The 13,274-nt window shown below is 61.2% G+C and carries 14 protein-coding genes; 10 read left to right on the top strand and 4 right to left on the bottom strand.

Annotated features, from left to right (window positions below):
* The first annotated feature begins 41 nt into the window (after positions 1-41).
* The 7 genes from NF685_RS01145 (at position 42) to bioD (ending at position 6,633) form a co-directional block, all read left to right on the top strand.
* Positions 42-674 carry an NUDIX hydrolase gene (locus tag NF685_RS01145; RefSeq protein WP_222546471.1) on the top strand — a complete coding sequence of 211 codons (633 nt, stop codon included), beginning with the start codon at positions 42-44 and terminating at the stop codon, positions 672-674.
* Between the two features lie 3 nt (positions 675-677).
* Positions 678-1,760: a glycosyltransferase family 4 protein gene (locus NF685_RS01140; protein ID WP_252848251.1), complete on the top strand. Its 1,083-nt coding sequence runs from the start codon at positions 678-680 to the stop codon at positions 1,758-1,760.
* 78 nt (positions 1,761-1,838) lie between these two features.
* Positions 1,839-2,267 carry a hypothetical protein gene (locus NF685_RS01135; protein ID WP_222546469.1) on the top strand — a complete coding sequence of 143 codons (429 nt, stop codon included), beginning with the start codon at positions 1,839-1,841 and terminating at the stop codon, positions 2,265-2,267.
* Positions 2,268-2,523: 256 nt separating this feature from the next.
* The gene (locus NF685_RS01130) at positions 2,524-3,351 is read left to right on the top strand and encodes an SDR family NAD(P)-dependent oxidoreductase (protein WP_252848250.1); all 828 of its coding nucleotides are present in this window, start codon (positions 2,524-2,526) and stop codon (positions 3,349-3,351) included.
* Between the two features lie 71 nt (positions 3,352-3,422).
* Positions 3,423-4,607, top strand: a complete 1,185-nt coding sequence (locus tag NF685_RS01125) for an aminotransferase class I/II-fold pyridoxal phosphate-dependent enzyme (RefSeq protein ID WP_252848249.1) — start codon at positions 3,423-3,425, stop codon at positions 4,605-4,607.
* Complete coding sequence (locus NF685_RS01120) at positions 4,604-5,233, top strand: alpha/beta fold hydrolase (protein WP_252848248.1); 630 nt, start codon at positions 4,604-4,606, stop codon at positions 5,231-5,233. Before NF685_RS01125 ends, NF685_RS01120 begins: the two co-directional genes overlap by 4 nt.
* Positions 5,230-6,633, top strand: a complete 1,404-nt coding sequence (gene bioD / locus NF685_RS01115) for a dethiobiotin synthase (RefSeq protein WP_252848247.1) — start codon at positions 5,230-5,232, stop codon at positions 6,631-6,633. Before NF685_RS01120 ends, bioD begins: the two co-directional genes overlap by 4 nt.
* A gap of 133 nt (positions 6,634-6,766) precedes the next feature.
* Here bioD and NF685_RS01110 read toward each other — a convergent pair whose 3' ends face one another.
* Complete coding sequence (locus NF685_RS01110) at positions 6,767-7,168, bottom strand: rhodanese-like domain-containing protein (RefSeq protein WP_252848246.1); 402 nt, start codon at positions 7,166-7,168, stop codon at positions 6,767-6,769.
* Positions 7,169-7,342: 174 nt separating this feature from the next.
* Between NF685_RS01110 and NF685_RS01105 the strand changes: the two genes are divergently transcribed.
* The 3 genes from NF685_RS01105 to NF685_RS01095 all read left to right on the top strand — a co-directional run bounded on the left by NF685_RS01105 (position 7,343) and on the right by NF685_RS01095 (position 10,656).
* A complete protein-coding gene (locus tag NF685_RS01105; protein WP_252848475.1) occupies positions 7,343-8,326 on the top strand; it encodes a cysteine synthase A in 984 nt (327 codons plus the stop codon).
* Positions 8,327-8,402: 76 nt separating this feature from the next.
* Positions 8,403-9,122 carry a response regulator gene (locus NF685_RS01100; RefSeq protein WP_222546463.1) on the top strand — a complete coding sequence of 240 codons (720 nt, stop codon included), beginning with the start codon at positions 8,403-8,405 and terminating at the stop codon, positions 9,120-9,122.
* Positions 9,091-10,656 carry an ATP-binding protein gene (locus NF685_RS01095; protein WP_252848245.1) on the top strand — a complete coding sequence of 522 codons (1,566 nt, stop codon included), beginning with the start codon at positions 9,091-9,093 and terminating at the stop codon, positions 10,654-10,656. The genes NF685_RS01100 and NF685_RS01095 overlap by 32 nt, the downstream gene beginning before the upstream one ends.
* An 84-nt stretch (positions 10,657-10,740) precedes the next feature.
* On the opposite strand, the gene NF685_RS01090 is transcribed toward NF685_RS01095, so the two are convergent.
* From NF685_RS01090 to NF685_RS01080, 3 genes are read right to left on the bottom strand one after another with little or no spacing between them, the layout of a single operon-like run.
* A complete protein-coding gene (locus NF685_RS01090) occupies positions 10,741-11,391 on the bottom strand; it encodes a methionine ABC transporter permease (protein ID WP_222546462.1) in 651 nt (216 codons plus the stop codon).
* The gene (locus NF685_RS01085) at positions 11,372-12,403 is read right to left on the bottom strand and encodes a methionine ABC transporter ATP-binding protein (protein WP_252848244.1); all 1,032 of its coding nucleotides are present in this window, start codon (positions 12,401-12,403) and stop codon (positions 11,372-11,374) included. Before NF685_RS01085 ends, NF685_RS01090 begins: the two co-directional genes overlap by 20 nt.
* Positions 12,400-13,215, bottom strand: coding sequence for a MetQ/NlpA family ABC transporter substrate-binding protein (locus NF685_RS01080; RefSeq protein WP_252848243.1), 816 nt, complete (start codon positions 13,213-13,215; stop codon positions 12,400-12,402). Before NF685_RS01080 ends, NF685_RS01085 begins: the two co-directional genes overlap by 4 nt.
* Positions 13,216-13,274 lie beyond the last annotated feature (59 nt).

Raw genomic sequence — 13,274 nt, 5'->3', positions numbered from 1 at the left:
CGATCATGTCTATACTGGAGCAGAAGCAAAAGGACCGGATAATGAGCGAACCGCAATGGCTGACCTGGGCACGGGATGTGCAGGCGATCGCGCAGAACGGGCTCACCTTTTGCCAGAATCCCTATGACCGCGAACGCTACGAACAGCTGCGTCAGCTCTCTGCGAACATGATCGCCGCGCTGGGTGACACGACGCCCGAGACCGTGATGGCGCTGATAACGCCCGAACGCGGCTATGCCACGCCCAAGATCGATGTGCGCGGCGCTGTCTTCAACGCGCAGGGCGAGATCCTGATGGTGCGTGAAGCCATCGACAACGATCGATGGACCCTGCCCGGCGGCTGGGCCGATGTGAATTTCACCACGGCTGAAAACACCCTCAAGGAAGTGCTGGAGGAGAGCGGATACACCGCCGAAATCGTCAAGCTTGCCGCCCTGTGGGACCGTAACCGTCAGGGTCATCCGCCCGATATATTCAGCTGCGCCAAGGTTTTCTATCTCTGCCGCCTGACAGGGGGAAGCGCGAGTGCCGATAATCTCGAAACCTCGGGCGTGGGGTGGTTCGACCGCAATGCGCTGCCGGACGATCTCTCACTCACGCGCCTTTTACCCCATCAGCTCCGACGCATGTTCGATCACTTCGACCGCCCCGAACTGGCGACGGATTACGACTGAATCATGAAAGTCCTGACCGTACTGCCCCGCCGGGAAGGCTATGCGCCCGATCGTGCGGGTGCCATTGCGCTGCTTGTTTCGCGCCTTGCGTCGCCTGAAGATATTGTGATCGGCAGTGAGATCACGGGGTCCCCGTTGCCGGGCGGGAAGTTTTTTGCCGTAACGGAGCCGGGTGGGCTGCATCGCTGGCGTCGTGACGGCACGCGCTATCGCATTGCCTGCCAGCGTGAAATCAAGAAGCACCGGCCCGATCTGATCGAAGTGCATAATCGCCCGGCTCTGGCCCATGCGCTCAGTCGCTGCGGCGTGCCGGTTCATCTGGTTCTGCACAACGATCCGCAGGACATGCATGGAGCAAGACGCCCGAGGCAGCGTCAGGATCTGATGCAGCGCGTACGGGTCTCGACCGTGTCGATGTGGCTCAGACGGCGCTTTCTCGAAGATCTCGATGACGGACCGGTGACCGTCATGCCGAATTGTCTCGATTTCTCCACCCTGCCGACCCCGCCCGCAGAACGCTCGAAACTCGTGCTGTTTGCCGGGCGTATGGTGGCCGACAAGGGCGCCGATGCCTTCGTAAGGGCCTGGTCGGCCATAAGCGCCAAGGCGCCGGGATGGCATGCCGTGATGATCGGTGCGGATCGTTTCCGCTTCAATTCGCCGCGCACGACTTTCGTCGATCGTGTGGAGGCCAGCGCAAATGCCGCAGGCATCACGCTTTGCGGCTATCAGATGCATCATCAGGTGCTCGAAGCCATGGCGGCGGCCTCTATCGTGGTCGTACCGAGCCGCTGGTCGGAACCTTTCGGTCTGACGGCGCTTGAAGCTATGGCGAGCGGTGCAGCCGTTATCGCTTCACCGCGAGGCGGCCTGCCGGAAGTCGTTGGCGATGCCGCCCTGCTGGCATTGCCCGATGACGGCGATGCGCTCGAACGGGCACTGCTGCGTCTGATCGGCGACCCCGAACTACGCGCCGAACACGTGCGGCGTGGTTACGAACAGGCGCGCAAATTTGACATGCCGACAGCCCGTCAATTGCTGGAGAAAATACGGATACGGGCCATTCAAAGCCTGAAATCACGATAATCGTTGATCAGGCACGCCGCATATTCGACACATTGAAGTTTCCTACTGTCATCGTACAGTATTTGACCGAGAGGACACATGTTCAAGACACGCTTTCTGCCCGCCCTGGCCCTGACTGCACTCGTTTCGGCTCCGTTGGCGCATGCGCAGACTTCCGGCTGCAACAACAGTACGGGAAACAACACCATGATTGGCCGTCTGGCCAACAAAGAGAACTGCATGAACGAGCGCATGCAGAACTGGCAGAACAAGAACCAGGAAGCCGCTCAGGCCCGTCAGAAGAAGATCGACGATCTGCGCGACAAATACACTAACGCGCCTGCACGTGAGCGCGAGAAGATCCAGAACAAGATCGACGAACAGAAAAACAAGATCAACGATCTGAAGCAGGAACGCACCCAGCGCATCGACCAGTTCAAGGCCGATCAGAAAGCGCAGCGCGACCAGATGAAGGCCCTGTCTGACAAGACCAAGCAGGATTTCCGCAATCTCGGCCGTCTGAACTGAGATTGTCCCTCATGACCGGGAAGGCAGTCCTTCTGCCTTCCCGGACAAGCCGTTTCCTGTTCCTGCCAGCACCAGACACTGCGCATACGGGCCTCTCCGCATACGGGAGGCTGCCCAGGATTAAAAAAGACCCGAACGAGCCGAATTCGCATGTCTCATGTCCTCATTCGAGGCTAAGACAGAAGCCATGACGGTTTCCCCCCCTATACGGCCTGCCTCTGCGGCTGTCTCACAGCCATCCTCACAGGATCATGCTGTGTCTCATAATGACGGTCGGAAGCTGGTTGTGCTGACTGGCGCATCGGGTGGCATCGGCGCCCTGATTGCTCAGGATCTCGCTTCACGCGGTTATCGACTGATTGCCCTGTGCCGCTCGACACCGCCGCTCGATCCGGCATTGTGCCTGCATATCCCCTGCGATCTCGCATCACCCGACTCGCTGGCTCAGGCCAGCGCGCGCATACGCGAAAAAACCGACCGGATTTTCGCAGTGATCCATTGCGCCGGAACGATCACTCCCTCGCCGATGAGCGAAGCGACGGGCGCGGCCATCGATGCCCAGATCGCGCTCAATCTCGCTGCACCGATCCTGCTGACACGCCATCTCCTGCCGCTTATGGGCCATCATGCCTCATCGGCTCGCATGACCGGCGGGGAAACGGGCCGTATCGTGTTCGTCAACTCCATGGCGGCCGTCATGCCTCTGGCAGGCAGCGCCGTTTACGCCGCCACCAAGGCCGGACTGCGCAGCTTTGCCCTGTCGCTGGCTCAGGAACTCCGTTCTTCGGGCATACGGGTCGGGTCGGTGTTTCCCGGTGCGGTACAGACAGACATGCTGGCGCGTGAAATGGCTGAAGGCGGTTCGATCCTGAACTATGTCAGCACGCCTCTCGCGCCGGAAAAAGTGGCAAAAGCCGTCGTGTCGCAGATCGAGCGCAGCACAGGCGAGCGGTTCCTGCCCGCCATGGATGGTGTGTTCGGCAAACTCTGCATGCTCATGCCCCCCCTGCTGCATCTGACTTTGCCCCTGCTCGGCTTTCTGGGCCGTCGCGGCTATCGTCGTTCCTGCAAACAGCCTCGCTGAGCACGAAAGACCCGCAGCGCCACCGCTCTGGAAGAATTGACAACCCCCAAGCACGACGGCAGGGACAGGGCATGACGCGTTTCGACCCGCTTCTCCGACAGGCCCTGCACGATCTGGACGCGCGCACGCTGCGTCGTTCCCTGCGCACCCTGCATCGCACGCCCGATGCCGTTCTGAGCCAGGGGCGTGAAGTGCTCGACTTCTCGTCGAACGATTATCTCGGTCTCTCTGGCCATCCGCTCCTGCGCGAGCGCGCTGCCGACTGGGCCTTGCAGCATGGAACAGGGGCCAGAGCCTCACGCCTTGTCAGCGGCACGCTCGATCTGCATCAGCAGGTCGAATCCCGTCTTGCCGCATTCAAGGAGACCGAAGCCGCTCTTCTGTTCGCGTCGGGCTGGCAGGCCAATGCTGCCGTTCTGCCCGCCCTGTTCCGTCTGGCACGCGAACAGACCGGCGCGCCGCCTCTGGTTTTTGCCGACAAGCTCAATCATGCCAGCATGCATCATGGATGTGCGGCGGCCGGTGTGAAACAGATCCGGTTTCGTCACAACGATCTGGATCATCTCGACTCCCTGCTCAGCCGCCATGCCGATCAGCCAGGCATGCGCTTCATCGTCACCGAGAGCGTTTTCTCGATGGATGGCGACACGGCCGATATTGCGGCCCTGAGCGCTCTGGCACGGCGTTACGACGCTTTCTTCTACCTCGATGAGGCGCATGCCACTGGCGTTCTCGGACCGCATGGCCGCGGGCTCTCCCATGGTCATGACGTCGATCTCATCATGGGCACGTTCAGCAAGGCGCTCGGCAGCATGGGCGCCTATATCGCGGGATCGCGTGCCCTGTGCGACTGGATCGTAACTGCCTGCTCGGGCTTCATTTACAGTACGGCCCCTTCGCCCCCCATGCTCGGGGCCATGGATGCCGCTCTTGAACTCATGCCCGCGCTCGAAACCGCGCGTCTTGGATTGAGGCGGAACGCGACATTGCTTCGTCGCAGACTGCACGAGGCCGGTATCGAGACGGGAGAGTCCACCACACAGATCGTGCCCGTGATTATCGGCGACGAGACGACAGCACTCACCCTGGCCAGAACACTGGAACAGAAGGGCCTGCTGACCGTTGCCATACGCCCCCCCACCGTGCCCGCAGGCTCTGCCCGGCTGCGTCTCGCCCTGAGCGCAAGCCATGACGAAGCCGATATCGAACGGCTTGCCGATGCGCTGACCGGAGCCCTGAAGCAGATCCGGTCATGAAGCTCGTTTTCATGCATGGCTGGAGTTTCGATTCCGGCTTCTGGACACCGCTTCATGACGCTCTGGGACGGCCGGAGGCGGTGTTTGTGGAATGCGGCTATACGGGCAAACCGGTTTCGCTGACCCTGCCCGATACGCCCTATCTGGCCATCACGCATTCTGCCGGAACGCTGGCCTGTCTTGCAGGTCGCGCGCCCCTGTGCCGCGGCCTTGTGGCTTTCAACGGTTTTGCCCGTTTCAGCCAGGCGGAAGACTATCCCCAAGGCATTCCGCTGCGCATTCTAGCCCGTATGAAGTCCCGCCTGATGCGCGATCCCGTTGGGGTCGTCAGGCAGTTCAGGCAGCAATTCGACCCGTTCATTCCCTGCGAAACGCCTCACGTCTCTTCTTTGCTTGCAGGTCTCGACAGCCTGATCGACAGCGATGCCAGATCGGCAGCCCTGGAGCGGGGAACAGAAATCACCTGTATCAGCGGACGAAACGACCCGCTCGTTTCTCCTGCCATGACAGAGGCGAGCTTTCCGCATGCCACACACCATGCGTGCGATGGCGGACATTTGCTGCCCCTGACAGATCCTGCTGGCTGCGCCGCATTCGTTGCCTCGAAGCTGGAGCAGGCCGCTTGAATCCGTCCTCTCCACCTTCATCCCGCTCGGTCCCGATCGCGGCTTGTTTCGATCTGGCGCAGGATTACGATCGCGCCGCGCGGGTACAGGCCCGTACAGCGACCGCGCTGGCCGAGAGAATTGCCGCGCGTTATGCCTCATCCGCGCCGCCTGCCCGCATTCTCGAACTCGGCTGCGGCACCGGCGCGCTGACACGCAAGCTGAGCGCGCTGTTCCCCAATGCCGAGATAACGGCCATCGACCTTTCCCCGGGCATGATCGCGCGTGCGCGCGAAGCCGTGCCCGGCGTGATCTATCATGTGATGGATGCCGAGCATCCCGAGGTGACGGGACCGTTCGATCTCATCTGCTCCAGCTTCTGCATCCAGTGGTTCAATGACCGTGCTGCTGCCTTCCGCCGTCTTGCCCATCTTCTGACACCGGGCGGCCGGCTTGAGGTCACCACACTGGCGCAGGGCAGCTTTGCCCAGTGGCGCGAAGCCTGCGAGGCAGAAGGCCTGCCTTGCGGCTTTCCGGATTATCCCGCGCTTTCACAGCTCTCGGCCGATTATCCGACCTCGTTACGGGGTATCTGGGAGGGCGAAACGCAGCGCGATCCGGTCGGAACGGCACGCCGTTTTCTGCAGGATCTCAGAACCATCGGAGCCACCACCCCCAGAGAGGGCAGCCGCGCTCTTACATCGACGCAGCTTCGCCGCGTGATGCAGCATTTCGACAGGATGACCAACGAGATGGATTACCGGATCGCCTATGGCAGCGCCGTCAGGACACGTGGCGTTTTCGTGACCGGCACGGATACCGGTATCGGCAAGACGCTGGTTTCAGCAATCGTCACGAAAGCGCTCGATGCCACGTACTGGAAACCCTTCCAGACCGGACTCAGCGACGAGGCCGGCGATACGGCGAGCGTCACAACCCTGGCCGAACTGCCTTCTTCACGCGTGATCCCACCGGCTTACGCTTTTCTTGCTCCGCTCTCGCCGCAGGATGCCGCAGCCCTGGAAGGACGCGAGGTCGACCCGACAGCACTCACCCTGCCAGAGAGCGACCGAACACTGGTTGTCGAAGGTGCTGGCGGCCTGATGGTGCCGCTCAATAGCGACACGCTGCTTGTCGACTGGGCAGCCACGCTCGATCTGCCTGTCATTCTCGTCTGCCGTAGCGGATTGGGAACGATCAATCACACACTGCTCAGTATCGAGGCACTCAGGCAGCGCAACATGGCCATTGCCGGTGTGGTCATGAGCGGCACGCCCAACCCAGCCAATCGTGCTGCCATCGCACATTTCGGACGCGTTCCTGTGCTGGCCGAAATTCCACATCTGGATGAGGTGACGCCGCAGCATATTACCCGTCAGGCGGAAACCCTGCGCGACGCACTGCATCGCGCAGGTTTCTGACGCGGATTTCCGAAGACGACGCGCTGGCAACAGGTCCGGGCGCGCGTCACGCGGCAGATCGGCCTGATCGTTCTGTCCGATCATTCAGCCATGTCCCGGATAAGGCGTCGGGAAACGGCTGGGATACCCGGCGTCAGCCGGGGAAAAGCGACGGCAGATTCTCGAACTGCCAGCCGCAGACACGGCCACGCTGTCCACTTGGATCGGGCTGACCCTCATACCCCTCAACCACGTTCACGCTCTCGACATAACCCAGATGGGCAGCAAGTTCGGCCGTCTGATGCGACCGCACGCCGGAACGGCACAGGAACAGGACCGGGGTCTGGAGCGACGGCACCAGCTCGCGCAGTGCCACAGCAAAGCCATTGGCGTCGTACGGGTCCCAGCTCAGCGTTCTGACATCCTTGTCGATGGGTGACAGGTCGGGCAGCCCGACCAATTGCCATTCACTGGGCGTACGTACATCGATCAGAACGGCATCCCTGTCCGCTTCGAGACGTTCCCAGGCAGCACGCGCTGAAATACAGTCGACCATCGTTTTTCCTCATTTATTTTACATGTCGCGACGTTAAACTCTCAAACCGCAGACGTATAGGATGGAATGCAGATGACCACGCAGAACATGACACCCTCACACGCAACCGCCACCGTCCCGGGGGGTACTATCCCAAGCGGCACTATCCCGGGCTGGCAGCATCCTTCGGAGGGCATGATCGGCGCCATTGGCGGGACGCCCCTGATCAGGCTGAAGCTGGCCTCGGAGGCCACGGGCTGCGAGATCTATGGCAAGGCCGAATTCATGAATCCCGGTGGCTCGGTCAAGGATCGTGCGGCGCTCGCCATTATTCTCGATGCCGAAAAACGCGGCGTTCTGAAGCCGGGCGGCGTTATCGTGGAAGGCACGGCAGGCAATACGGGTATCGGTCTGACGCTGGTGGCCAAGGCGCGCGGCTATCGCACCATCATCGTCATGCCTGAAACGCAGAGCCGCGAAAAAATCGATTTTCTGCGCATGATCGGTGCCGATCTGCGCCTGGTGCCTGCCAAGCCGTTCCGCGATCCGGGCAATTACGTTCATGTCTCACGCCGCATTGCCGAGGAAACCGACAATGCCGTCTGGGCCAACCAGTTCGACAACACCGCCAATCGTGAGGGTCATCGCGCCACTACCGCTGCCGAGATCTGGCATCAGCTCGACGGGCGGGTCGATGCCTTTACCTGTGCCTGCGGTACAGGCGGCACGCTGGCAGGCGTCGCCCTCGGACTTGGCGATCTGGCCGACAAGGCAGGGCGCAAGCGCCCCGAAATCGTTCTGGCCGATCCGGAAGGCTCGGGTCTTTATGGCTGGGTCAAATCGAACGATCTGAGTGTGTCTGGCGGCTCGATTACCGAAGGGATCGGTCAGTCGCGCGTGACGGGAAATCTCGAAGGCGTCACCATCGACGATGCCGAGCGCATTCCCGATGCCGAAGCCCTGGAGCAGATCTTCTCGCTTCAGGATCGCGAGGGGATTTCCCTCGGCGGCTCAGCAGGTATCAACGTGGCGGCAGCGATTCGCGTGGCAAAACGCCTCGGTCCGGGGCATCGGATTGTAACAATCCTCTGCGATGGCGGCGCACGCTACCAGTCCAAGATCTTCAATCCTGAATTCCTGCGGGCAAAAAACCTGCCGACACCCCCCTGGCTCGATTGAGACGGGTTTTCGCAAGTTGTGACGGAATGAAACAGCCTCTTGTGAGGCCGGATCGATTCGGACCAATGTTACATTCATGGATACGACCCCGCACCTTCTCATCGTTGATGACGACCGCGAGATACGCGAGCTTCTCTGCCGCTTTCTCGAACGCAACCATTTCCGGGTGACAGCTGCCCGCGACGGGCGTGAAGCCCGTCGTGCCTGGGCAGCCGGTCACTATCAGCTTGTGGTGCTGGATCTGATGCTCCCCGGTGAAAGCGGGCTCGACATCGCACGCTGGCTGCGCAGTCAGGACAATGTGCCCATCATCATGCTGACAGCCATGAGCGATGAGACGGACCGAATCATCGGGCTCGAATTCGGTGCGGATGACTACGTGGCCAAACCCTTCAATCCGCGTGAATTGCTGGCCCGTATTCGTGCCGTGCTTCGCCGCACGGCCGACAGTTCGGACAAGAAGCTCTCAGCCGATTCACGCATGATACGCTTTTCGGGCTGGACGCTCGAACCGGCCCGCCGTCGCCTGCTCAACCCCGACGGGGCCGAGGTGCCGCTGACGGGTGGCGAATACGATATGCTTCTGGCTTTTCTCGAACGCGCCAATCGCGTGCTGACGCGTGACATGCTGCTGGAAATGCTGCGCGGTCGTCAGGCCGGTCCGTTCGATCGTGCCATAGACGTGGCCGTGAGCCGTCTGCGTCGCAAGCTGGAAGATGACGGGCGCAATGCCCAGATGATCAAGACGGTTCGCGGGGGCGGCTATGTTCTCGCCGCCGATGTCGAACGCCTCTGACGCTGTGATTCGCCTTCTGCCGCGCTCGCTTCGGGCGCGCACCAATCTGCTGCTGATTGCCGGGCTGTGCGTGGTTCAGGCTGCCGGTCTGACCATTCATGCCCTCGATCACCTGAACATTGCCGACCGTGCCGAAATGCACGAAAACGAGCATCACGCCTTTTCGATCTATCACACGCTGGTCGAACTCCCGCCTGCCGATCGTGAGGCGGGTCTTGCTGCCATCGAAACGCCCTCGAACTTCAGGATCGTTCTCGACAGCAAGCCCGACACCCATCTGCCGGGCGCTTTCATCCCCATACCACTCGGCCTCAATCCCATGATGCGCGGCGGCCCTCCCCCCGGCATGCAGGAAGAAGGTGGCTTTTTGCCTCCCGGCGAAATGGGCGGCGGTGAAGGTCGTCCCCCTTTTCCATTCGCGAACGGCCCACCGCCTTCCGGTGGCTTCGATGCCCCTCCGGGTGAGGAACATCGCATGGCGGCCTTCATGCCTCCGGTTCTTGCCGGTATGGGCATGCTGCCGCCACGCCTGCGCCCCCAGCGCATGATTATCGGTCACAAGCCCGGCACACGTCATTATGCAATGTCGCTCCAGATGCCGGACGATCATCGCTGGCTGGATATCAGCTACACGGTGCGACCGCCCAATCCGTTCGGTTCGCCCACGTTCATGATTTCATTCGCACTCATGACGATTTGCGGGGGCGGGCTCATTCTCTGGGGGTCTCACCGCCTGATCGCCCCCGTGGCCACACTCGCCAACGCCGCAACGGCGCTGGGGCGTGACGTCAATGCGCAACCCCTGCCCGAATCGGGCCCTACGGAAATTCGCAAGGCAGCCCTGGCGTTCAACACCATGGCGGCGCGTATCAGACGTTTCGTGACAGACCGCACGCTCATGCTCACCGCCATCGGCCACGATCTGCGCACGCCCATCACCCGTCTGAAACTCCGCGCTGAGTTCATCGACGATGACGAATTGCGCGACAAGTTTCTGGCCGACCTCGATGAGATGGAAAGCATGGTCGCCGCGACCCTCGCTTTCGGTCGGGACAGCTCGGCACAGGAGCCCATGACGACGCTCGATCTGGGCGCATTGCTGCAAACCATCGCCGACGAGGCGGCTGAGGCACGCCCCGATCTGGCCGATCAGATCAGTTATGAAGAGCCCGAAGCTGCAATCAGGATCAAGGCACGCTCTCTCTCTCTCAAACGTGCTCTTACCAATCTCGTCATGAATGCGCTCAAATACGGTGGCTCCGTCTCGATCAGCGTGGCCTTTACCCGTGCGCCGGGTCAGGAAAAGACTATCTGCATTCGCATCGATGACAGCGGCCCCGGCCTGCCGCAGGAAGACCTCGAACGCATGTTCGAACCCTTCGTTCGCGCCGAGACCAGTCGCAACCGCGAAACGGGGGGAACAGGCCTGGGTCTCGCCATTGCCCGTTCGACCGTACGCGGTCAGGGCGGCGATGTGACGCTGGCCAACCGCCCCGAAGGCGGCCTGCGCGCAAGCGTCATACTCCCCCTGTGACAGGGCCGGGCGCCACCCGAACCCGCCCAGGGATCGAGATTGCTGCGCCTTGATCAAATCCCATGCACCCAGCGTCGCCCGGCCTCAGCGCCGGACGATACGCACAGCCAGCGTACCGGCCCCCTGGATCAGCCCCACCAGAAGGATCAGCACGGCAACGACAGCCAGCATGATCGTCGTATTGAACCGCTGATAGCCGTAACGGATGGCCAGATCGCCCAGCCCTCCTGCGCCGATCGCTCCGGCCATGGCCGAAGCGCCTACGAGGGTAATAGCCGTCACGGTCAGGCCCGATAACAGACCCGGAAGCGCTTCGGGGATCAGCACATAACGGATGACCATCCAGCGTGTGCCCCCCATGACGCGCACGGCCTCGATCAGACCCGGCTCGATTTCCTGAAGCGAGATTTCAGCGATACGGGCGTAATAGGGAATGGCCGCGATGGAGAGCGGCACGATAGCCGCCATCGTGCCCAGAGATGTGCCCGCAATGAAACGGGCCACCGGAATGAGCAGAACCAGAAGAATAATGAACGGAATGGCCCTGATTGCATCGATCAGCCAGCCGATGGGGTAGCCGAGCCATGGCAGATCGTAGAGATCCCTGCGCCGCGTGGCGATCATCAGCACAGCCAGCGGCAGGCCGAACAGCAGGGCGACCAGGGTCGAGGCAGCGACCATTTCCACCGTTTGCAGGGTGGAATCGAAAATGAGTTTACCGATCAGCCGGTACATAACCGAGTATCTCCGTCAGATGGGCCTGCTGGTCGAGAAAAACGCTGAGTGCCGGGCTCAACGGGGCTGAAAAACCCAGGATCATGTCGCTCAGGACCTCGCCACCGCAATCGATCGCCCCGCCTTGCACAAGGGTCACATCCTGATCGAAACGACGTGTCAGGATGGACAGGAACGGTGTGCTTGCAGCCCTGGCGCCGAGAACGACGCGCAGCAGTGTGTCGTATCCGGGCTGCGGATCGGCCACGAGTTTCTGCCTTACCGGATCGGGCAGGCTCGGGCGAATATCGGCCAGAAGGCGCTCGAGGCGTATATCGCCGCGGCTGTCGCGCATGAGCGTGGCCATGGTGCCGTTCTCGATCAGCGCACCATGATCGAGAACCAGAACGCGATGGGCGAAACGGCGGACGACCTCCATTTCATGGGTGATCAGAATGATCGTCAGGCCGAGCGTGCGATTGATCTCGGCAAGAAGTTCGAGGATGGACGCTGTCGTATGGGGGTCGAGAGCGGATGTCGCTTCGTCGCATAAAAGCAGCGATGGCGAATTGGCGATGGCACGCGCAATACCCACGCGCTGCTTCTGTCCGCCCGAAAGTTCGGACGGGCGTTTGTGACCATGGCCTGCGAGCCCGACCAGTGTCAGCAGTTCTTCCACCCGCGCCGTGATTCTGGCTCTTGGCCATCCGGCGATTTCGAGAGGGAGGGCGATATTCCCGGCAGCCGTACGCGATGAAAGCAGGTTGAAATGCTGGAAAACCAGTCCGACCTTGCGTCGCACCGCAACCAGATCGCTTTCGGGCAGGGTGGCAAGATCGGCGCCATCGAGCAGAATACGCCCTTCCGACGGGCGCTCGAGCGCGCACAGGCAGCGCAGAAGCGTGGATTTACCCGCCCCCGAGCTGCCGATCACCCCGACGATCTCACCCTTGTCGATCTGAAAACTGATATCGTGCAGAGCGGTCTGACCACCGAAACGGCAATACAGACCCGATACATCGAGCAGTGTCATGAAAAGGCAGGGATCACAGTATTGGCGTAGACATCGATCAGCGCCTGACGGATGTTCGGCTGCTGATAGGCCTTGACCAGCGGCTTGACCCAGGGTGCCTGCACATCCTCGGTATTGACGGCAATCACGCAGATATAGGGATTGTTCTCGACACCTTCGCGGGCAAGGCGCTCACGTACCACATCCACGCCCGCCTTATGCGCCCAGTCCGTATTGATCACGGCAGCATCGAGATCCGGCAGGGCGCGACCGACCACACCGGCATCGAGCTCGCGTATGGAGAAATCATGCGGATTTTCGACGATATCGAGCGGTGTCGGCAGCAATCCTGCTGAAGGCGAGAGCTTGATGAAACCGAGCGACTGAAGCAGCAGAAGTGCACGCCCCTCATTGCTGGGATCGTTCGGCACGCCGATCACGGCACCCTTGGGGAGCGTGGCGAGTGTCTTCCACTTGCGCGAATACAGCCCGATAGGCGCAACATAGGTATTGCCGACCGGCGAGATTTTATAGCCGTGCCCTTCGCACTGGGCCTTGAGGAAAGGCATATGCTGAAAGGAATTGGCATCGAGATCGTGCGAGGCCAGAGCCTCATCCGGCGTCGAATAATCCGAGAATGTGACGATCCTGAGCGTCAGCCCGTCTTTCTGCGCATTCTGGCTGACAAGACGCCAGATATCCTCATCCTCGCCTGCCATGATCCCGACGCGAATGGTCTTGTCTGCAGCACGGGCAGACCGCATGCCACAGGTCAGAGGCAGGGCGACAAGCGAGGACAGGACCGAACGACGCGATAGCGATGAGAAAGACATAGGGTGATGATCCGACCAGAGACAGACGAGCCGAATTGAACGATTTTTTTTCGTTATTC

The organism is Asaia lannensis NBRC 102526, assembly GCF_024054035.1.
GTDB lineage: Bacteria > Pseudomonadota > Alphaproteobacteria > Acetobacterales > Acetobacteraceae > Asaia > Asaia lannensis.
Note: the sequence above shows the minus strand (reverse complement) of the source record. Positions and strands in the feature narration are given on the sequence as shown.